The following is a 21,207-nucleotide window of genomic DNA, read 5'->3' as shown; positions in this document are numbered from 1 at the left end:
GCGTACGAGCCCTGTTGTCTGCCATTCTGGTGACCATGGTTGCACAGTCCGCTGCCGCCGACGCGGAGGCGTACTCGCCTGGAACCCGGTTGTCGCGCGCAGGACACTCGTCATGGATACTCATCGCGCTCGGCGCGGCCCTGGGCGCCGTCGGGTACTGGGTTGCTGCACCCAGCCTCACCGACGACGCGTACATCAGCCTCTCCGCGGCCCGAAATCTCGCCGAACACGGTCAGTGGGCGATCGTCACCGACCTGACCGCGAATACGTCGACCTCGCCCCTCAACGTTCTGCTCCTCGGCTTCATCGTGTGGATCACGTCGTTCTTCGGCGCGCCGGCGCCGTTGTTCGCTCTGTTCGTCGCCAACGTTCTGGCCGGGGGAATCGTCGGTGCAGCATGCGCGTCGATCTCACGGTCGATCGGCAGAGGCCTGTGGCTCGGTGGGATCGCGGTCGTTCTGGTGATGAGCAACCCGTTCCTGCTGTCGTCCATCGGACTCGAAGTTCTCCTCATTCCCGCAGCGGTGCTCACGCTGACCGCTGCGGCTCTGCGCGGCAGCCCCGTACTGTTCGGCGTCGCGAGCGGACTGGCCGTCCTGGTACGACTGGACCTTGTCCTCTTCGTACTACTTCTCGCTGCTTTCGCGCCGACGCTGTACCGCCGCTGGCCCCGGGCTCTTCTAGCCGCGGCTGCGGTGTCCCTGCCCTGGTACGTCTTCAGCTGGATCGTGCTCGGATCACTGGTGCCGGACACGCTCGTCCTCAAAGAAGGCCAGGCAATCGAGGGTTTCAACTACTTCGACGGGCCGTCCCTCTACTACGACGGCGACTGGTGGGGCACGCTCGCGAGTTTCGGCCCTGCCGTCGTCGGCCTCGTCGTCACCGTCGGCTGGCTCGCCGCATGCGTATCCAGACGCGCGCGCGACCGGGCCTCATGGCCTCTGATCGGTCTCGGACTCGGCGGAGGTGCCTACTACCTCGCGTACACAGCTCTCGACACCGTCCCCTACCACTGGTACTACGTCACCCCGATGATCGCGGGTGGATCGGCAGCAATATTCCTTGCCGGCATATCACCGCGCCCGGTGGCCGCCGTCTCACTTCTGTTTGTCGTCATCGGAATCGCGGGCTCCATCGCGTTCGACACAGCCAGGCCCATGCCGTGGGCGTCACCGCCCATCTTCGGCAACTTCGCTTCGGCCGCGGACTATCAGCGCGTCGGCGAGGAGATCGGAAAGATCGTCGGCGACGACGCCGTCAAGTCGCCCGGCGAGATCGGAACGCTGGCCTACGCATGCGAGTGCAGAATCGTCGACGAGTTCTCCGACCGAGGCGTCATCATCAACGAGCGGATCATCCCGCGCTTGGAGGAATCCGGGCCTGTCGGCGACCTGTTACTTCGCGCAAATTACGCCAACCTCGACTACTCCCGTAAGCCGGTCGTACCGGTCTACCGCATCGAGTACCGTCCTGGCCCGAGCGACGGCTCACCCTGGACATGGACAGTGGATTCCGCAGCCCGAGGCGTCGCACACTTTGCGCTAGTTCGGAATTGACGCATCCGGTTTCGTCAGGTGCAGCTCGCCTGCTCCGGTCCAGGGCGAGGTGATCGGCCAGTCCACGAACGACGGAGGACTCTCCTGCATCCAGTTCACCCGCAGGAGGCGGTAGTCCAGCGGAATCGGGCCTGTCTGTTCGAGGGCGTCGAAATCCAAGAAATGAAAGTTCTTGCGCCACAACCAGCCTGCGACTCCTGGTTCAGCAGTCTTTTTCCGCAGATCCGCTTCGAGTGCGCCTCGATCCGAGAACTTGTCGACGACGAGGCACTCGCAGTAATAGGACAGCGCGCCGATCTCACCGCCCGACCGGACAGCCTTGTCGCCTGCGTAGGCAGGTAGCTGGGCGCCGATGTCCTCGTACTGATTCGCCGTCGCATGATTGGTCGTGATGGGAACGACCCGATCGGTGGCCGCCGTCCAACTCCACAGGGCCGCGCCCGCCAGCCCTGCGGCTGCCGCGGCGGCAAGACCGACAGACTTCACGACGGTGGGAGCCGCGAACATCGCGCCGACGAACATCACCGTCCCCGCCACCGCGGGAACCCCGTAGTACCAGTGGTAGGGAGGGACCTCGAGCAGGGTGTACGCGGCGTAGTAGGCGACGCCGCCGATCGCCCATGCCCACAAGACCGTTGCTCGACGCCATCGCCGCACCGCCGGCACTGCCAGCAGGCACAGCGCTCCGAGAATCGGCACGACAGCTGTCAGGACAGTCGCGGCGGGATAGATGTCGAGGTACATCAGCAAACCGTTGCCGAAACCCCATTCCCCCCAGGCCCCTTGGCCGGTCTTGATGACGACGGTATCCGGGACCACCGAACCGAGAAACACCCAACTGACGAAGAACCATGGCAACGCTGTTGCTGCAGCGGCTAGCGCAGACAGCCATAGTCGATGCAGCGGCGCGCTCCTGATCAGCACCAACGCGGCCGCGACGACGACCAGGTCCACACGAGCGACCACGGCGAGGCCCGAGGCCACACCGAGAGCAATCGGCGAGTGCTCCATGGCGAACACTGCTACCCAAGCCAGAATCGCCGTTCCCAGAATCACTTCCAATCCCAGAGACGACGAGACCACCGGATTCACGACGATGAGCGCTAGCGTAACCGGAGCGAAAGCCGTCGAAAATCCTTGGTGGAGAGCAATTCTTCGGAATGCGACCACCGTTGCCACGCAGGACAGGACGAACACGATCCCACATGCCAGCACGGCGTCGCGCACCACGAACGTTCCGGCAGCAAGCGCCAGAACGTTCAGCGGCGACGTCGCGGTGTTCGACGGATGACCACCGACAAGCGCCCACTCGCCATGGAATGCCAGGTTTCTCGCATACGACAGTGTGATGAAGGTGTCGTCGATCAGAAACCGCGACGCAACCGCGAACACCACAGCGGCGACAACCGCCGTCGTCGCGGGAAGAAGATAGGGCCGGACGCGTTCAGACAGTGCGTTCACCCGCGGTTGCGTAGGCGGCCTCGGTGGTGTCCTTCTGTGGACGCCACCAGTCCTCGTTGTCTCGGTACCAGTCGACGGTTGCTTTCAGACCGCTGCGAAAATCGACGTACTGGGGGGTCCAACCCAGTTCGGTGCGCAGTTTGGTCGAGTCGATTGCGTAGCGCAGATCATGGCCGGGACGGTCGGTGACGAAATCGAAGGCGTCGGCGGCTTGTCCTGTTTCCTCGAGAATCGTCTCGAGCACGTCGCGGTTGTTCTTCTCCCCGTCGGCGCCGATGAGATAGGTCTCGCCGAGCACACCGGCGTCGATGATCGTCCAGACAGCGCTGTTGTGGTCGTCGACATGGATCCAGTCGCGGACGTTCCTGCCTTCGCCGTACAGCTTGGGGCGCAGACCGGACAGGATGTTGGTGATCTGACGCGGAATGAACTTCTCCACGTGCTGGTAAGGGCCGTAGTTGTTGGAGCAGTTGGAAATCGTGGCTCGGACCCCGAAGCTCCGCGCCCACGCTCGGACCAGCAGGTCGCTGGAGGCCTTCGTCGACGAGTACGGGCTCGACGGGTTGTACGGGGTGTTCTCGGTGAAACGGGTAGGAGCGGAGCCTGCGGAGCGACCCGATTCGCCTGCGTCGTCGAGTTCGAGGTCGCCGTAGACCTCGTCGGTGGAGATGTGGTGATAGCGCACGTCGTGTTCGCGGACTGCCTGCAGCAAGGTGGTGGTGCCGATGACATTGGTGTGTACGAACGGCCAGGGGTTCGCGAGGGAATTGTCGTTGTGGGATTCCGCGGCGAAATGGACCACCAGATCGGTGTCCTTGATCAGGCTCGACACCAGGTCCGAGTCTGCGACGTCGCCTTCGACGAACTCGATCCGGTCCGCAACCGGGTCGAGCGATGCTCGGTTGCCGGCGTAGGTCAGCTTGTCCAGGACAGTGATCTCCACATCGGGCCGCTGCGCGACGGTCAGATGGACGAAGTTCGCGCCGATGAACCCGGCACCCCCGGTCACGAGCAGTTTCATAACCGTGACCATACCGGTGTGCCCGGTTTCGGGCCGAACTTGTCCGACCCCCGTGTTACCTTTTCGCAGACTTCGGGGGGAGCGTTCGTGGGATTACGTAAACGGCTACTGCTACTGGTAGGGAGCTTGGTTGTCTTCAACCTAGTGCTGTGGGGAATACCCAAACTGGCACCTGAAGCGCCCGGCCGATACGAGGGGGTCTCGGTCGCCGAACCGTCCAAGACGAGCCCACAAGCTCCGACGACAACACCAGCTCCTCTGCCGTCGGGGTTTCCGACGACGGAGTATCCGCCTCCCAAAATCATCGTTCCTGACGGGGAGCCCCAGCCCATCGCAACGAAATTCGGTTTGACCTACGACATTCCAGCGGACTGGAGAAACGTCTCCGGGGGCGTCGCCGGTTGGACCACAGGTGGCGAGTCGGTCGTCTACGGCGCAATCGGCGACTACGGCTACAAGTACTGTCCGGAGTCGGACGGATCGGCCCTTGCTCTGTCGGGCATGACCGGACGGACCGGAACGACGATCGACGATGCGGCACTGTCCGCCGCTCGCGACGCCGAAGTTGTGTTCGGTAACTCCGACGCTGCCCCACCCAGGCTGCAGTATTCGCAACCGTATTACTTCAAGATCCAAGGTGAGCCCGCAGTCCGGTACACCGTTCGCGCGGAGAATATCCATCGGCAAGAGAACTGCGATCCGCACCAGGCGACCTTCGACGTCGTCGCAACCACGGGGTTTGCAACGGCCCCCATCGCGGTTTTCATGATCGAGCTCCATCAAGGCCTACCTGACGCGCTTAACCATTCCATCGCCGACGCCATGATATCGACCATAAGGCGCAGCGACTTCAATTCAGGGGGCTGGAGATGACCGATGAACTATTCCGTGCAGAGGCAAGTGAAATAGCTGGGATGGGGAAAATGGCGTCCGAGATAGGTCTACAAACGATGGCATGCCATCGCTATATCGGAGATCACGCGGGCTCGAGCGATACAATCCCCGGTCAGATTCTGCAGCGGCTTGCACCGTTCATTGCTCTTTACCAAGAGAATACGCGCAGCAGGCACGTCCACCTCAGGTAATTCGAAGACCGCCGCGGTGGGAAATGTCGACGATTACGTCAATGCCGCCGACTACGGCCACCCCGACGGAATCGACTATCCGCCAGCAAATCCCGCCGTGGACGACACCCGTGAGGTCATTCGAGCGGCTGCAGGCTGGCTGGGCGACGTGGACGAGACGATCTTCGAACTCACCACTTGGAGCCCCCTGACTGAAGTCACCACACCGCTGAGTGGGAACTGGAACGAGATCAGACGAGCTGGAGAAGCATTCGACATCGCGGGCAGCGCAATGGAAGCTGCCGCCGCATCACTCGAGCGTGGCGTCCGGCGCGTCGACGACTACTGGGATGGCCAGGCCGCCCAAGGATTCACCGAGTATTCCGGTCGACAGATTGCAGCCATGTACTGGGAAGGTTCGTGCGGTCGCACGATCCACGCCATCTCCGAAGCCATCGCCGAGGAAATTCGCGAGGGCGTCCAGACCGTCGTGAGGAAGTTCGCCGAGATGTTGGAGGCCGAGGTAGATCTCGGGTCCGGCTCCGCAGCAATGAAAGTGGCGCTCGAGAAAGTTCCCGTCCTCGGGACAGCCTGGCAGCTGGGAGCGATCGTCGACATCCTGAGAAAGACGCTGGACCTGACGATGGATCTCGTGCGCAGAATCGAAGAACTTGTCGACCAGTTCGGACTGTTCCTCGACGCGATCATCGACCCGGAAGGTCAGGTCAGCCGCACGATCGACAAGTACCTCCTGCCGTTCAACGACGCTCTGGACAAGGGCAACACTGCCGTCGACGCAGGCAAAACCGCCGACATAACCCCAGTCCTCGACGCGCCTGACCAACAATTCTCCGTCGGCGAAGGCGACCAACCGTGGCAGGACGCGGTATGACCGATCCCAGGAACACTCCCGAGTACAGGAGAGCGCTCGACGCCGTCGACCGCCTGCGCGCAGCTCGACTCCGCGCCGATGCCACACCGATCCATGTGGACCAGGGCCCTGTCGTCGTCGATGAGGCATTGCTCGAACGCATTTCACAGGCACGAACAGCGAGCCCGGAACTCCGGACGTACGGCGTGAGGGTGGCGTCGGGCAGCTCCACATGGGACCGGATCGAGTTCGATGCCGTACCGATCCCACCGGAAGTCGAACAGATGAAGGCCGACCCCAGAATTGTTTGGCCCCGCCACTGGCCGTTGCCACAGGAGGACCAGCCGTACAGCATCCCCTGGCAGTGAGCGCGCACGACCAGGTGCCATCTGGGAGACTTCCCGGTATGCGGGGAATCATTCTGGCGGGCGGCACGGGCTCGCGTCTTCATCCGATCACGGTCGGCATCAGCAAGCAGCTTGTCCCCGTCTACGACAAACCGATGATCTACTACCCCCTCTCGACCCTGATGCTCGCCAACATCCGCGACATCCTCGTCATCACCACCCCACAGGACGCCGATCAGTTCCAACGGCTCCTCGGCGACGGCTCACAATTCGGAATCAACCTCACCTACCAGGTCCAGCACGAGCCCAACGGCCTCGCCCAGGCCTTCGTCCTCGGCGCCGACCACATCGGCACCGACAGCGCCGCACTCGTATTGGGCGACAACATCTTCTACGGCACCGGACTGGGCTCCCAGCTCTCGCGATTCGAAGGCATCGACGGCGGCGCTGTCTTCGCCTACGAAGTCAAGGACCCCAGCGCCTACGGCGTCATCGAATTCGACGCCGACGGCCAGGCCATCTCCCTCGAGGAAAAACCCGCCGCACCGAAATCGAACTTCTCCGTCCCCGGCCTGTACTTCTACGACAACGACGTCCTGGCGATCGCCCGCGATCTCGCGCCGTCCGCACGCGGGGAATACGAGATCACCGACGTCAACCGCCACTACCTCGAGGCAGGCAAGTTGGCTGTCGAAGTGCTTCCGCGTGGTACCGCCTGGCTCGACACCGGCACCTTCGACTCGTTGCTCGATGCCTCCAACTACGTCCGCACCATCGAACAACGTCAGGGCATGAAGATCGGGGCACCCGAGGAAGTGTCCTGGCGACGCGGCTTCATCACCGATGACGAACTACGAGTACGAGCCGAGAAACTCGTCAAATCCGGATACGGGCAGTACCTGCTCGATCTACTGGCGCGAGGCAAGTGATGAGCTTTCGTGAACTGACCATCCCCGGCGCCTACGAGTTCACCCCACGACAGTTCGGCGACGATCGCGGCGTGTTCTTCGAATGGTTCAAATCCTCCGCCTTCGAGAACGCAGTGGGCGGGCCGTTGGAACTGCAGCAGGCGAACTGCTCGGTCTCCGCGGCCGGGGTGCTGCGCGGCATCCACTTCACCGACACCCCGCCCGGGCAGGCGAAGTACGTCACCTGCGTCAAGGGCGCATTCTTGGATGTGATCGTCGACCTGCGGGTGGGTTCGCCGACCTTCGGGCAGTGGGACAGCGTGCTCATCGACGACGTCGACCGCCGCGCAGTGTTCCTGCCGGCAGGTCTCGGGCACGCCATCCTGTCCCTCGAAGACGGCTCGACCGTGATGTACCTGTGCTCGATCGAGTACACCCCGTCGCTGGACCGCGATCTGAACCCACTCGATCCGGACCTGGGTATCGACTGGCCCACCCACGCCCGCGACGGATCGGTACTCGAGTACCAACTCTCCGACAAAGACCGCGCCGCACCCTCCCTCGCCCAAGCCATCGCCGACGGCTACCTCCCCACCTACCAAGGCTGACCTCCTCGATCCAGGGGCGTCGGGACCGAACGGCTCATTCGGTCACCGGGAGGTGCCGCACGCGCGCCTTTCATCCCCCCGCGGACACGCGGAGCGAATGTGCCGTTCGGTCACCGGGAGCGTCAGCGGATTTTGAAGATCACGGCCCGCTGGACGATGAAGTTGATGACCGTTGCCGTGCCCTGGGCAATGACGAAGGCGAGGTTCGCGAACCAGAAACCGTCGGGAAATGCCTGGTAGAGCCAGGTGTAGATACCGACCTGGACGGCGAAGGTGACGGCGTACAGCACCACGACCGCGAAGAAGCGGGCGCGCGACGGTGCTGCGTTGAATGTCCAGCGCCGGTTGATGAGGTAGGCCGTCGTGGTGCCCAGGACGAAGCCGATTGCCTTCGCCAGCGTCACACCGACACCGAACACGAAGTGAAGCAGCAGGTTGACGCCCTGGTCGACGATGGCAGAGAGCACACCCGTTGCCAGGAACCGGACGATCTGGGTCTTGAGGTCGAGGGCCTCGTCGGCGATGTTCTCCGTCAGTGGGAGTTCGACGGGCAGCGGCACGTGATGCTGCGGCTCCGACGCTTCGGCGGGCCAGTCGTCGTTCTGCGGGGTGGACACGATCACTGAGACTAGCTGTCATGACGAGCAGGGAGCGCAGCCTGCGGAGCGACCCGATCGAACAGGTACCCTCAACGACGATGTCCACGACAGCCGACGACGCACTCTTCCCCCTGGAACCACCGGCCGGGAACACTGCGCCGCTACCCACGCAGACCCGCACACTCACAGGTTGGGGACGCACCGCGCCCTCGACGAGTGAGGTGCTCTCGACCTCCGATCCAGAGCTCATCGCGAGCGCTGTGAAGCAGGTCGCGGAGAAGAACGACAGCAAGCCCGCCCACCTGCGTCGCGGCGTCATCGCTCGCGGCCTCGGTCGGTCGTACGGCGACAACGCGCAGAACTCCGGCGGCCTCGTCGTCGACATGAATGCGCTGAACGGTATTCACAGCATCGATGCGACGACGCGGATCGTCGACGTCGACGGCGGCGTCAACCTCGATCAGTTGATGCGCGCCGCTCTGCCGTTCGGGCTGTGGGTTCCGGTGCTGCCGGGCACGCGTCAGGTCACCATCGGCGGCGCAATCGGCACGGACATCCACGGTAAGAACCATCACAGTGCCGGCAGCTTCGGCAACCACGTGCGTTCGATGGAGCTGCTGACCGCGGACGGCCAGATTCGTCACCTCACGCCGTCGGGAAAGAACTCGAAGCTCTTCTGGGCGACGGTCGGCGGTAACGGTCTGACCGGCATCATCCTGCGGGCAACCATCGAGATGACGCCGACCGAGACGGCTTACTTCATCGCCGACGGTGACGTCACGCAGACGCTCGACGAGACCATCGCCCTGCACAGCGACGGCAGCGAGAACAACTACGACTACTCGAGCGCCTGGTTCGACGCCATCGCCGCGCCGCCCAAGCTCGGTCGCGCCGCTGTTTCACGTGGATCGTTGGCGAAGCTCGATCAGCTGCCGACGAAGCTGCAGAAGGATCCGCTGCGGTTCAACGCAAAGCCACTCGTCACGTTCCCGGACGTGTTCCCGAACGGACTCGCCAACAAGTTCACGCTGAGTGCAGTGGGTCAGGCCTGGTACCTCAAGGCAGGCAACTACCGGAACAAGGTGCAGAACCTCACCGCGTTCTACCATCCGCTCGACATGTTCGGTGAGTGGAACCGTGCCTACGGCTCGAACGGCTTCCTGCAGTACCAGTTCGTGGTGCCGCCCGAGGCCGTCGGTGAGTTCAAGAAGATCATCGTCGACATCCAGAAGTCGGGGCACTACTCCTTCCTCAATGTCTTCAAGCTGTTCGGCCCCGGAAACAAAGCGCCACTGAGCTTCCCGATTCCCGGCTGGAACATCTGCGTCGACTTCCCCATCAAGCCGGGCCTGAACGAGTTCGTGCGCGAACTCGACAAGCGCGTGCTCGAGTTCGGCGGCCGGCTGTACACCGCCAAGGACTCGCGCACCGATGCGGAGACGTTCCATTCGATGTACCCGCGGATCGACGAGTGGATCAAGGTCCGCCGATCCGTTGACCCCACGGGCGTTTTCGCCTCCGATATGGCCAGAAGGTTGGAACTGCTGTGACGATCGACGCTGTGGGCAATCCGCAGACCATTCTCGTACTCGGTGGAACGAGCGAGATCGGTCTCGCCATCACCGAGGAGTACCTGTCCAAGTCGCCGGCGCGCGTGATCCTCGCGGCCTTGCCGAACGACCCGCTCCGGGATGCGTCGGTTGCTCAGTTGAAAGCCAAGGGCGCCAAGGATGTCGACGTCATCGATTTCGACGCACTCGACACCGAGTCGCACCCCAAGGTCATCGAGGAGGCGTGGTCCAAAGGTGACGTCGACGTGGCGATCGTCGCGTTCGCGGTGGACTTCGACGCCGAAGAGCTGTGGCAGAACCAGCGCAAGGCCGTCCTGACGGCGAACATCAACTACACCGCGTCGGTGTCGGTCGGTGTTCTGCTGGCCGAGAAGTTCAAGGCCCAGGCATACGGACGCATCATCGTCATGTCCTCGGTGGCGGGCGAGCGCGTGCGCCGATCCAACTTCGTCTACGGTTCCACCAAGGCGGGTCTCGACGGGTTCTACCTCGGGCTCGGAGAAGCGTTGCGCGAGTTCGGCCCTCGCGTCACCGTCATCCGCCCGGGCATGGTGCGCACCAAGTTCAGCGCCCACGTCAAGGAAGCACCTCTGACGGTGGACAAGGAAGACATCGCGAAGCTCGCCGTCGCAGCGTCGCAGAAGGGCAAGGATCTGGTCTGGGCACCGGGTCCCTTCCGCTTCGTCATGATCGCTCTGCGGCACGTGCCGCGTCCGATCTTCCGCAAACTCCCCATCTAGATGAAACGAGCGCTCGGCACAGCCGTCGACGGTGTACTGGCCGCTCTAGTCGCAGCTGTGGTGGCGGCGGTCGGGTTGTTCGCGTTATCACTCGTCGAGTGGCCTGCGTTCAACTCGTCCAACGTCACCCGTGCGCTGACGACGCTCGGGCAGGTGCTCTGCGTCGCCCTGTTGGCCACGGCGATCGTGCTGTACCGACGCGGCACCCTTGCGTGGCTCGCGAAAGTGTTGACGTGGGGCGGGCTTTCGGGGTTCGTGACGGTCACGCTCGGCATGCCTCTGGCGGCGACCAAGCTCTATCTGTTCGGCATATCCGTCGACCAGGAGTTTCGAACCGAGTACCTGACGCGCCTCACCGATTCGCCTGCGCTGCGCGACATGACGTACCCGGACATCCCACCGTTCTACCCGGCCGGATGGTTCTGGATCGGCGGACGCGTCGGGAACCTGCTCGGCATGGACGGCTGGGAAGTGTTCAAGCCGTTCGCAATCGGATTTCTCGCCGTCACAGCCGTCGTCGCCTACACGCTCTGGCGCCAACTGGTCCGCGCCGACCTCGCGGTAGCCGTCTCGGCCGTCACCACCGCACTCGTCGTCGCCTACGCCTCCCCGGAGGCCTACAGTGCCGTCATCGCGCTGCTTGTCGCGCCTGCACTCCTACTCGCGTGGGGCGCGCTGAATCGGCCGGTTCCCGACGAGCCCGAGCGATCGAGTAACTGGGGCTGGGGAGCTGTCGTCGGGACGGGTCTGTTTCTCGGCCTCGCGGCAACGTTCTACACCTTGTATCTGGGTGTGGCGGCGTTTGCGGTGACGCTCATGGCCGTTGTGTCGGCGTTTCTGAATGTTCGCGCTCACAAAACTTGGCGTGCAGCAATTCCGGTTGCTGTTCGCCTCGTTGTGATCGCCGCGATTTCAGGACTTGTCGCACTGACGGTCTGGGCTCCCTATCTTGTCGATGCACTGACCGGAGCACCTGCGACGTCGGGTACTGCGCTGCACTACCTCCCGGAGGCCGGTGCCGAGCTGCCGTTCCCGGTGTTCGAGTTCTCCCTGCTCGGTGCGCTGACCATGGCCGGGACCCTGTGGCTCGCCGTCAGGACGGCAACGTCGCGTCGAGCACAGGCGTTGAGCATCGGCGTCGTCTCCGTGTATCTGTGGACGCTGCTGTCCATGGCGGCGACCGTTGCCGGCACGACACTGCTCAGCTTCCGCCTGGAAGCCGTACTGATCGTATTGCTGGGAGCGGCAGGCGTTTTCGGCTTCGTCGAAGGCGCGAAGGCCATCTACCAGGCAGTCGGCGAACCGTCGCGGTTCAAGGTCGCCGCGGTGACGGTGGCGACGATCGGTGCACTTGCGTTCGCACAGAACATCCCTCAGGTTCTGCAGTCGGAGATCACCGTCGCGTATTCGGACACCGACGGCGACGGCAACCGCGCCGACAAGCGCCCACCGAGTGCGGTGTCCTACTACTCCGAGGTCGACCGAGCGATCACCGAGCAGGTCGGCAGGCCCCGAGACGAGACGATCGTCCTGACGGCCGACACCTCGTTCCTCAGCTACTACCCGTACTTCGGCTTCCAGGGGCTGACGTCGCACTACGCCAACCCGCTCGCTCAGTTCGACCAGCGCGCCGCGGCCATCGAGGACTGGACGACGGCCGAGACCCCGGACGAGTTGGTCACCAAGCTCGACGAGAGCCGGTGGCAGGCGCCCGACGCCTTCCTGTTCCGCCGCGGCGCCGACGGTTACACCTTGCGGTTGGCGGAGGACGTCTATCCGAACGATCCGAACGTTCGTCGCTACACGGTCACGTTCGACGAGTCGTTGTTCGAGGATCCGCGGTTCCAGGTCACCGATATCGGGCCGTTCGCGCTGGTCACCCGCGCTACATAGGCAAATGACATAACGTTCACGTAACGTTCAACCGATGCCTACCTCGGACCAGACTGTTCTCGAGCAGCCGCGGACCGCCCCGGCACGGCGAATCGGGGCGCTCTCCACCCGTCTTCGGCGTGCCGATCGAGCCGATGTCGCGGCTGCGTCGGCCTTCACCGTCGTCGCTCTCTTCGTGCTGCAGGGACAGTGGCGGAACCTCGGTAGTGGCTATCTCTACAACAGTGGCCAGGACCAGGCCATGTGGGAATGGTTCTTCGCGGTAGCTGCGCATTCCGTCGCGCACCTCGAGAACCCGATGTCGAGCGATCTGCAGAACTTCCCGCTCGGGGTGAACCTGATGGCCAACACGGCCATGTTCGGGTTGTCGATCCCGCTCGCACCCGTGACGTTGCTGTTCGGCCCGACTGTCACCTGGGCCATCGCGTTGACCATCGGTCTCGCAGGCACTGCATACGCCTGGTACTGGCTGTTCTCACGCACGCTCGGGGCGTCGCGACCGTCGTCGGCGCTCGGTGGAGCACTGTGCGGCTTCGCGCCTGGCATGATCTCCCACGCCAACGGCCACCCCAACTTCGTCGTACTCTTCCTGCTGCCGGTCATCGCGGCTCTCGTCGTCCGCACCGCCCAGGACGGCCCGACGGCGAAACGAACCATCGCGCTCGGACTCGTCGTCGCGCTGCAGATCATGCTCGGCGAAGAACCCCTGCTGATCTTCGCGATCGCGTTCGGACTGTTCGCCGTCGTCTACTACGTCGGTAAGCCGCGCAGCCTGTGGCCGGCCGTGAAGAACTCGGCGACAAGCCTGCCGTTGGCGGCTGCGCTCGCGATCGCCCTCGTCGCGTTCCCTCTGTACTGGCAGTTCTTCGGCCCGCAGAGCTACTCGTTCCTCGAACACGGCGCGATGGGCAACGACGCCAAAGCCCTCACCCAGTTCCCGACGCAATCCATCGGCGGCGTCGCGACCCCCGGTCAGAACGTCCGGATCAACGCGACGGAAGAGAACGCCTACTTCGGGTGGCCCCTCCTGGTGCTCGCGGGGGTCGCCGCGGTCTGGCTGTGGCGGGTCGCCTGCGCCCGAGCGGCCGCGGCCACCGCCGTCGCTGTCGCCGTGCTGTCCCTCGGGTCCGAGCTGATCATCGGCAAGAACAACACCGAGATCGCACTGCCGTGGGAATGGCTCGCCGACACCCCACTGGTCGAGTCGATCCTGGAAACGCGCTTCGCGCTCGCCGCCGTTCCGGCACTGGCGCTTCTGCTGGTACTGGCCACCGACAAGGCCTTCAAGGCCGGACTGCGGCCGATTCCGGCACTGTGGTCGATCGCTCTCGCACTCGCGCTGGTGCCACTGCTTCCGACGCCACTCGACACCGTCGAACGCGCGTCGACGCCGTCCTTCTTCGCCAGCGGTGAATGGAAGAACTACGTCGACGACGGATCCGTCGTCACCGTGCCCCTCCCCCGTCCCGAGGACGCTCGTCCCCTGCACTGGCAGATCGAAGCCGACATGGGCTTCCCGCTCGCGGGTGGATACTTCGTCGGGCCGGGTGACAACGTCGAACGCAAAGCCAAGTACGGCGCCGTGGATCGGCCGACGGCCCTGCTGCTCGGGTCCGTGCGGAACTCCGGCACCGTCCCGGACGTCACACCACAGCAGCAGGCCGACGCTCGGGCCGATCTTCGATTCTGGGGCGCCGACGTCGTCGTCCTCCAACCCGGCCGCAACAGCACCCAGCTACGCGACACCGTCGACGAACTCCTCGGCTTCGATGCCGAGTACCACGACGGTGTGTGGATCTGGGACGTGCGGGACTTCGCCCGCTGACCTGCAGGAAAAGGGGTGGGTCGGGGCTGTGCCCTAGCATCGACAATCGTGTCCACCGCTGCAGCCACCGCACCGAAGCCCCCTGAAGCATCGTCGTCGACGCGTATGTCGGCGGGAGTCGTTGCCGTCGTCTCCGGTGTCATCGCAGTCCTCGCCGCGATTCTGACGCCGCTGCTGCCGGTGACCCAGGACTCGGCGTCGATCAGCTGGCCGCAGAACGGAACGCTGAACTCGGTCGAGGCTCCGCTCGTCTCGTACTCGCCGTTGTCGCTCGATGCCACGATTCCGTGCAACACCATCGCTTCGGCAGCGCCCGGCACGCTCGTACTCTCGACCACCGCCCCCGGCGCACCGGACGCCCAAGGCGTCGGTCTCGTCGTCTCCCGCACCGATTCCGGCCTGCAGGCCGTCCTGCGCGAGAAGGTTCTGCTGTCGCTGACCGACGCCGAACTCGCGTCGTGCTCGTCGGTGACCATCAGTTCGACCGATACGTCGACGACCGCGTCGGCGACGGGCACCGACGTCGCCGGAACGATCGACGGCGACGCACGTCCCCAGACCGTGGGAATCTTCACCGAACTGCAGGGTGCCGCACCGGCGGACCTGAACGTCGACGTCCAGATCGACTCCCGCTTCTCCTCGACCCCCACCGTTCTGAAGAAACTCGCCATGGCCGCCGCGGTGATCTTCACGATCATCTCGCTCGTCGCGTTGCACCGACTCGATCTGCTCGACGGACGCAGCAGCCGCCGGTTCTTCCCGGCACGGTGGCTTCGCATCACCGTCGTCGACGGGGTCGTCATCGCGGTACTGGCCGTGTGGCACTTCATCGGCGCCAACACCTCCGACGACGGCTACCTGCTGACCATGGCACGTGTATCCGAGCACGCCGGGTACATGGCCAACTACTACCGCTGGTTCGGCGTCCCCGAAGCACCGTTCGGGATGCCGTACTACGACATGCTCGCCGCGTTCGCGAAGATCTCCACAGCCAGCCCGTGGATGCGGTTGCCGGCGCTGATCGCCGCGCTTGTGTGCTGGGCCGTGATCAGCCGCGAGGTCATCCCGCGTCTCGGTCGCGCCGTCCGCTCCAACAAGGTCGCGATCTGGACCGCTGGCCTGGTGTTCCTCGCCTTCTGGCTGCCCTACAACAACGGCCTGCGACCCGAGCCGATCATCGCTCTCGGCGCCCTGCTGACGTGGTGCTCCATCGAACGCGCCGTCGCGACCGGCCGACTGTTGCCCGCGGCCGTCGCAGTCCTCATCGCCGCGTTCTCGCTCGCCGCAGGCCCGACGGGTCTGATCTGCGTTGCCGCGCTCCTCGCCGGCGGACGCCCCCTCGTACGCATCGTCATCGCCCGCGCCCGCATCGTCGGCTACGCACCCGTCCTGGCCCCGATCCTGGCGTCGGGAGTCGTCATCGTCGCCGCCGTGTTCGCCGACCAGACCGTCTCGACAGTCCTCGAAGCCACCCGCGCCCGCGCCGCCGTCGGACCGAACGTCGCCTGGTTCAACGAGCGCGCACGCTGGGACTCCCTCATGGAGATCACCCCCGACGGCTCCCTCGCACGGCGCTTCGCCGTCTTCGCGATGATCCTGTGCGTGATCGTCACCATCGTCGTCATGCTCCGACGAGGCGGCCACATCCCCGGCGTCGCGATCGGACCGTCCAGGCGCATCGTCGGCATCGTGATCGGCGCCCTCGCCCTGATGATGTTCACTCCCACCAAGTGGACCCACCACTTCGGTGTCTACGCGGGCCTGGCCGCATCGCTCGCTGCCGTCGCGGCGGTCGCCGTCGCGTCGGCCACCCGGGACAACGCACGCAACCGCACTCTGTTCACCGCTGCCGTGCTGTTCCTGGCCGCGCTCGCGTTCACCGGCTCCAACGGCTGGTGGTACGTCTCGAGCTACGGAATCCCCTGGTTCGACAAGCCTCCGATGATCCTCGGCAAAGGCTTCTCCACTATTTTCCTCGGACTGACCGTGCTCGCGTTGCTGTACGCAGGCTGGCAACACCTCCGCGCGCCGTACCGAACCAGCACCCGTTCCGCACGCTTCGGAGTCTCCGCGCTGACGGTGATGGCCGCATTCGTCGTACTGTTCGAGCTCGCGTCCTTCGCCAAAGGCATCGTCGCCCAGTACCCGGCGTACTCGGTGGCCCGCTCCAACCTGAACGCGCTCGCAGGCAACTCCTGCTCCCTCGCGAACGACGTTCTCGTCGAACAAGATCCGAACAGCTCGATGCTGACACCGATCGAATCCACCGTCCAGAATGCACTGGCCGGACCGAACACCGTCGGCTTCACCCCCGACGGAATCCCCAACGATCTCACCGCCGACGAAGAAGACGTCTCCCAGGAGAGCACCCGCGGATTCAGCAACGACCCCGACAGCGGCACCGACTCCGACACTCAGGGACCCACCTCCGCAGGTTCCTCCGGCACCCAAGGCGGCACCACGGAAGCCACCGGCATCAACGGAAGCTCCGTCGCACTGCCGTTCGGACTCGACCCGTCGCGCACGCCCGTCCTCGGTAGCTACGGCGCCGACACCGCGGAACCCGCAACCCTCGAAACCGAATGGTTCGCCCTACCGTCGGATGCGGACCGATCGGGTCGATCCACGGGCTCCACTCCTGGCAACGACTTCATCGCTATCAGCGCCGCCGGGCGCATCCGATCCGTCGACTCCGACGGCATCGTGGCCTCCGGCCAGCCGCTCGAGGTGGAGTACGCCGCGGGCGATCAGGTCCTCGGCCGCGTCACCCCGATCGACATCGGGCCCCAGCCGTCGTGGCGCAACCTGCGCGTGCCCCTGTCGGACATCCCACGTGAAGCCGACCGCATCCGCCTCGTCGCAACCGACGGCGACATCTCACCGGATCAATGGCTCGCCGTGACGCCGCCGCGGATCCCCCGCACGACCCCACTCGTCGACGTCATCGGACCCGACGTGCCCGTCATGCTGGACTGGACCGTCGCGCTGGGCTTCCCGTGCCAGCGCCCGTTCGACCACAAGGACGGCGTCGCGGAACTGCCGGAGTACCGCATCCTGCCGGACCGCAGCGGTGCCGCCGCACACAGTCCGGTGATGGACGCCTTCGGCGGTGGGCCGCTCGGCTGGCAACAACTCGTGCTGTCCGCCCAGGTTGTCCCGACCTATCTGAACAATGATCTCGATCGCGACTGGGGCTCGCTCGAGAGATTCATCCCACTGGACACGTCGGCGACGCCGGCAGAATTGACGGTCGGAACCGTCACCCGCAGCGGGTGGGAGACCGAAGGTCCGATAAGGGTCGGATGAAACCGGCATGCAGCCGGTTTCATCGCGATGCGGGTGCGGTGAACCGATCACGTTCGAATAACATCGACAACCGTGCCCGACGCCGTGAATGATTCTCCCGCCGTGCCCGACGCCCCCCAGCCGAAGGGTTCGGTGTCGAAGGGCACCGGGACCGATCTGCGATCCACGGTGCGTACGACGCGTCTGGTCGCGATCGTCACGGGTCTTCTCGGTGCCGTCCTGGCTCTCCTGACGCCGTTCCTGCCCGTCGTGCAGACGACGTCGACCATCTCGTGGCCGGAATCGGGCTCGATCCAGGACATCGACGCCCCGCTCGTCTCGCAGGCGCCGATCTCCCTGACCGCGACCATCCCGTGTTCCGCGGTGGCCGCACTACCCCCGCAGGGCGGGCTGCTGCTCGCCACCGCGCCGCCTCAGGGCGAGGGTGCCGCGCTCAACAGCCTGTTCGTGCGAGTGAACGAAGGTTCGGTCGACGTACTGGACCGCAACGTCGTCGTCGCGTCGGCACCGCGCGAGGACGTACAGGGCGCAGCCTGCAGCTCCATCGAGATCACCTCGAACATCGACTACACCTCGGCATCGTTCACCGGCCTCGTCGACGACGAAGGCCTCGAACGCACCGGACGTCTCGACGGTGACCTGCGGCCCCAGGTCGTCGGCGTCTTCACCGACCTCGACGGCGCCGCACCCGCCGGACTGAACGTCACCATCGACGTCGACTCGCGCTTCTCCTCCAGCCCGACGATCCTGAAGCTGCTGGCGATGATTCTCGCGGTGGTCTGCACGATCATCGCCGTCACCGCCCTCGGTCGCCTCGACGGCATCGACGGACGCGGTCACCGACGGTTCTTCCCGTCGCATTGGTGGAAGTTCACCGGAGTCGACGTCACCGTCGTCGGAGTCCTCGTCGGCTGGCACTTCGTCGGCGCCAACACCTCGGACGACGGCTACCTGCTGACCATGGCTCGGGCCGCGGACCAGTCGGGCTACATGGCCAACTACTTCCGTTGGTTCGGAGTCCCCGAGGCCCCGTTCGGGTGGTACTACGACGTCCTCGCCGTCTTCGCGAAGATCTCCACCGCCAGCCCCTGGATGCGCCTGCCAGCCCTGATCGCCGGCGTTCTCTGCTGGATGGTCATCAGCCGCGAGGTCGTCCCGCGTCTCGGCCGTGCAGTACGCAAGTCCAACGTGGCGCTGTGGACCGGCGGACTCGTGTTCCTCGCGTTCTGGCTGCCCTACAACAACGGCCTCCGCCCCGAGCCCATCGTCGCGCTCGGCGCCCTCCTGACGTGGTGCTCCATCGAACGGGCCATCGCCACCGGCCGACTGCTTCCTGCTGCGACGGCGTTCCTGATCGGCGCGTTCACCCTCGCCTCGGCGCCGACGGGCCTGATGTGTGTCGCTGCCCTGTTGGCCGGAGCGCGGCCCATGGCGCGCATCGTCGTTCGACGCCACCGCCTGGTCGGCACCCTGCCGCTTCTCGCACCGCTCGCTGCCGCCGGCTTCCTGGTCCTCGTCGTCGTCTTCGCCGATCAGACCTACGCGACGGTCATGGAGTCGACGCGTGTGCGCACGGCAATCGGCCCCAACGAGCAGTGGTACCAGGACTTCCTGCGCTACTACTATCTGTTCGTCCAAACGGTCGACGGTTCCGTCGCTCGCCGCTTCGCATTCCTCGTGATGCTGCTGTGCCTGTTCTCGACGCTGTTCATCCTGCTGCGACGCAGGCGAGTTCCCGGAATCTCCAACGGACCGGCCTGGCGTCTCATCGGCGTCGTGTTCGGAACGATCTTCTTCATGATGTTCAACCCGACCAAGTGGACCCACCACTTCGGGTCGTACGCAGGCATAGCGGGCAGCCTCGCCGCGCTGACCGCCGTCGCGATCTCCGCCAGCGCGTTGAGGTCTCGCCGAAACCGAACGATATTCCTCGCCGGCCTGATGTTCGTGCTGGCACTGGCGTTCTCGGGAATCAACGGGTACTGGTACGTGTCGAGCTACGGCGTGCCGTGGTTCGACAAGACCGTCTCGCTCGGCGGAAACGAATCCAACACCCTGTTCCTCGTGCTTTTCGCCGCCGCACTCGCGTTGGCGGGATGGCAGTACCTCCGTGAGGGTTACGCACCGCCACAACCCCGTGCCGGTAGCGAACGAGGCAGGCGCATCAAGAAATTCGCCGCCGCACCGCTGACGGTGATCGCCGGGCTCATGGTGCTGTTCGAAGTCCTCTCCCTCGTCAAGGGAGCAGTGTCCCAGTACCCCGCCTACTCGCTCGCACGCTCGAACGTCCAGGCCCTCACCGGCAACTCGTGCGGCCTCGCGAACGACGTGCTGGTGGAATCGAACCCCAACGCCGGCATCCTGAACCCCATCCCGTCGGCGTTCGACCCACAGACCGGCCCACTCGGAGGCGAAACCCCGTCGGGCTTCACCCCCAACGGAATTCCCACCGACCTCAGCGCCGACGCCGTCGAGGTGAAACCCGGACAGGGCAACACCGACCAGCAGAGCGTCGGACCCGCATTCGAAGAAGGCCAGAGCTCGGGCACCGGCGGCGGCATCGGCGCCCTCGGCGTCAACGGCTCCACCGCAGCCCTGCCCTTCGGACTGGACCCGGCCACCACCCCCGTCCTCGGCTCCTACCAGCCAGGCATCCAGGAACCCGCGTCGGCGACCTCGAGCTGGTACTCGCTGCCCGAGCGCTCCGACAGCGCACCGCTGATCGTCGTGTCCGCCGCAGGCCGCATCCTGTCCTACGACGACACGGGCGCCATGACATACGGCCAGTCGCTCCTCGTCGAGTACGGCACGCGTCAGCCCAACGGAACCGTCGACGTCAAGGGCACCTACATGCCCCGCGACATCGGACCCGCACCGTCGTGGCGCAACCTCCGCATCCCCATCGCGGACCTGCCCGCCGACGCCGACGCCGTGCGCATCGTCGCCAACGACCCCAACCTCACCGGCGACCAGTGGTTCGCATTCACGCCACCGCGAGTACCTCAGCTGGAGAAGCTGAACGACCTCATCGGTAGCGAACAGCCCGTACTGCTCGACTGGGCCGTAGGACTGCAGTTCCCCTGCCAGCGCCCGTTCGACCACGAATACGGCGTCGCCGAAGTACCCGGATACCGCATCCTCCCGGACCGCCCACTGGCCGTCAGCTCCACCGACACCTGGCAGTCCGGCGACAACGGCGGCCCCCTCGGCTGGAGCGAACTCCTCGCCCGTCCCGTCACCGTCCCGACGTACCTCGACCGCGACTGGGCTCGCGACTGGGGCTCGCTCGAACGGTACGAGCAGTACTACCCCGGCGCCGTACCGGCAACACTCGACACCAACGAAGTCACCAGGTCCGGCTTCTGGACGCCAGGGAACTTGAGGGTGTTCGATCGGTAGAGCTCGTTGCCCTTCACCGGGTCATACCGCGGTAGTAC

15 protein-coding genes are annotated in these 21,207 nt (G+C 65.0%); 12 read left to right on the top strand and 3 right to left on the bottom strand.

Annotation, left to right across the window (positions count from 1 at the left end; translation table 11 throughout):
* Nucleotides 1-35: 35 nt before the first annotated feature.
* Nucleotides 36-1,556: a hypothetical protein gene (locus CH292_RS15490; RefSeq protein ID WP_037143709.1), complete on the top strand. Its 1,521-nt coding sequence runs from the start codon at nucleotides 36-38 to the stop codon at nucleotides 1,554-1,556.
* Here CH292_RS15490 and CH292_RS15485 read toward each other — a convergent pair.
* Both CH292_RS15485 and rfbB read right to left on the bottom strand, forming a co-directional pair.
* Nucleotides 1,542-3,017: a hypothetical protein gene (locus tag CH292_RS15485; protein ID WP_094655169.1), complete on the bottom strand. Its 1,476-nt coding sequence runs from the start codon at nucleotides 3,015-3,017 to the stop codon at nucleotides 1,542-1,544. The genes CH292_RS15490 and CH292_RS15485 overlap by 15 nt on opposite strands.
* On the bottom strand, nucleotides 3,001-4,038 hold the full coding sequence (rfbB, locus tag CH292_RS15480; protein WP_094655168.1) for a dTDP-glucose 4,6-dehydratase: 1,038 nt from the start codon (nucleotides 4,036-4,038) through the stop codon (nucleotides 3,001-3,003). Before rfbB ends, CH292_RS15485 begins: the two co-directional genes overlap by 17 nt.
* 87 nt (nucleotides 4,039-4,125) lie before the next feature.
* Here rfbB and CH292_RS15475 point away from each other — a divergent pair, with 87 nt between their 5' ends.
* The 5 genes from CH292_RS15475 to CH292_RS15455 all read left to right on the top strand — a co-directional run bounded on the left by CH292_RS15475 (nucleotide 4,126) and on the right by CH292_RS15455 (nucleotide 7,836).
* Entirely contained in the window at nucleotides 4,126-4,911 is a 786-nt protein-coding gene (locus CH292_RS15475; RefSeq protein WP_143545765.1) for a hypothetical protein, read from the top strand.
* A gap of 228 nt (nucleotides 4,912-5,139) precedes the next feature.
* On the top strand, nucleotides 5,140-5,994 hold the full coding sequence (locus tag CH292_RS15470; RefSeq protein WP_256978152.1) for a hypothetical protein: 855 nt from the start codon (nucleotides 5,140-5,142) through the stop codon (nucleotides 5,992-5,994).
* The gene (locus tag CH292_RS15465; RefSeq protein WP_094655166.1) at nucleotides 5,991-6,341 is read left to right on the top strand and encodes a hypothetical protein; all 351 of its coding nucleotides are present in this window, start codon (nucleotides 5,991-5,993) and stop codon (nucleotides 6,339-6,341) included. The genes CH292_RS15470 and CH292_RS15465 overlap by 4 nt, the downstream gene beginning before the upstream one ends.
* Nucleotides 6,342-6,379: 38 nt before the next feature.
* Entirely contained in the window at nucleotides 6,380-7,249 is an 870-nt protein-coding gene (gene rfbA / locus CH292_RS15460) for a glucose-1-phosphate thymidylyltransferase RfbA (protein ID WP_094655165.1), read from the top strand.
* Nucleotides 7,249-7,836, top strand: a complete 588-nt coding sequence (locus CH292_RS15455) for a dTDP-4-dehydrorhamnose 3,5-epimerase family protein (RefSeq protein ID WP_094626822.1) — start codon at nucleotides 7,249-7,251, stop codon at nucleotides 7,834-7,836. Before rfbA ends, CH292_RS15455 begins: the two co-directional genes overlap by 1 nt.
* A 122-nt stretch (nucleotides 7,837-7,958) precedes the next feature.
* Here CH292_RS15455 and CH292_RS15450 read toward each other — a convergent pair whose 3' ends face one another.
* Nucleotides 7,959-8,459 carry a GtrA family protein gene (locus CH292_RS15450; protein WP_094626821.1) on the bottom strand — a complete coding sequence of 167 codons (501 nt, stop codon included), beginning with the start codon at nucleotides 8,457-8,459 and terminating at the stop codon, nucleotides 7,959-7,961.
* 74 nt (nucleotides 8,460-8,533) lie between these two features.
* Here CH292_RS15450 and CH292_RS15445 point away from each other — a divergent pair, with 74 nt between their 5' ends.
* The 6 genes from CH292_RS15445 to CH292_RS15420 all read left to right on the top strand — a co-directional run bounded on the left by CH292_RS15445 (nucleotide 8,534) and on the right by CH292_RS15420 (nucleotide 21,169).
* Nucleotides 8,534-9,985, top strand: coding sequence for an FAD-binding oxidoreductase (locus CH292_RS15445; protein ID WP_094655164.1), 1,452 nt, complete (start codon nucleotides 8,534-8,536; stop codon nucleotides 9,983-9,985).
* Nucleotides 9,982-10,746: a decaprenylphospho-beta-D-erythro-pentofuranosid-2-ulose 2-reductase gene (locus CH292_RS15440; RefSeq protein ID WP_019667144.1), complete on the top strand. Its 765-nt coding sequence runs from the start codon at nucleotides 9,982-9,984 to the stop codon at nucleotides 10,744-10,746. The genes CH292_RS15445 and CH292_RS15440 overlap by 4 nt, the downstream gene beginning before the upstream one ends.
* Nucleotides 10,747-12,639, top strand: coding sequence for a galactan 5-O-arabinofuranosyltransferase (locus CH292_RS15435; RefSeq protein ID WP_094655163.1), 1,893 nt, complete (start codon nucleotides 10,747-10,749; stop codon nucleotides 12,637-12,639). It abuts the gene before it with no gap.
* A gap of 34 nt (nucleotides 12,640-12,673) precedes the next feature.
* The gene (locus CH292_RS15430) at nucleotides 12,674-14,464 is read left to right on the top strand and encodes a hypothetical protein (RefSeq protein ID WP_019667142.1); all 1,791 of its coding nucleotides are present in this window, start codon (nucleotides 12,674-12,676) and stop codon (nucleotides 14,462-14,464) included.
* A gap of 105 nt (nucleotides 14,465-14,569) precedes the next feature.
* The gene (locus CH292_RS15425) at nucleotides 14,570-17,770 is read left to right on the top strand and encodes an arabinosyltransferase domain-containing protein (protein WP_179277982.1); all 3,201 of its coding nucleotides are present in this window, start codon (nucleotides 14,570-14,572) and stop codon (nucleotides 17,768-17,770) included.
* 72 nt (nucleotides 17,771-17,842) lie between these two features.
* Nucleotides 17,843-21,169 (top strand): arabinosyltransferase domain-containing protein, encoded by a 3,327-nt coding sequence (locus tag CH292_RS15420; protein ID WP_094655161.1) that lies wholly within the window; start codon nucleotides 17,843-17,845, stop codon nucleotides 21,167-21,169.
* Nucleotides 21,170-21,207 lie beyond the last annotated feature (38 nt).

This window comes from Rhodococcus sp. 14-2470-1a, from assembly GCF_002259425.1.
Taxonomy (GTDB): Bacteria; Actinomycetota; Actinomycetes; order Mycobacteriales; family Mycobacteriaceae; genus Rhodococcoides; species Rhodococcoides fascians_E.
The sequence above is the reverse complement of the archived record's forward strand: the minus strand, read 5'-3'. Positions and strand labels throughout refer to the sequence as shown.